Raw genomic sequence first — 236 nt, forward strand, 5'->3', positions numbered from 1 at the left:
ATCAGTGCCTGTGCCAATCGCAAAGCCAACATCGGCTTGTGCTAGTGCCGGTGCATCGTTAATGCCATCGCCCGTCATACCCACTATTTCGCCCTTTGCTTGGCGTTTTATAACTTCATTTACTTTGTCGTCAGGGAGTACTTCTGCAATAAAGTCCTTTATTCCTACTTTTTTAGCAACTGCTTGCGCTGTTGCTTGGTTATCACCTGTGAGCATGACTAAGTGAATGCCTTTAT

Annotated in this window: 1 protein-coding gene; it reads right to left on the reverse strand. The window is 45.3% G+C overall.

The window, feature by feature from the left end:
* On the reverse strand, window positions 1-236 hold a 236-nt coding region (locus AAEY62_RS24785), incomplete at both ends, for an HAD-IC family P-type ATPase (RefSeq protein WP_350637153.1).

Origin of the sequence: Pseudoalteromonas sp. GW168-MNA-CIBAN-0100 (genome assembly GCF_040309225.1) — a bacterium.
GTDB classification, from domain to species: domain Bacteria; phylum Pseudomonadota; class Gammaproteobacteria; order Enterobacterales; family Alteromonadaceae; genus Pseudoalteromonas; species Pseudoalteromonas arctica.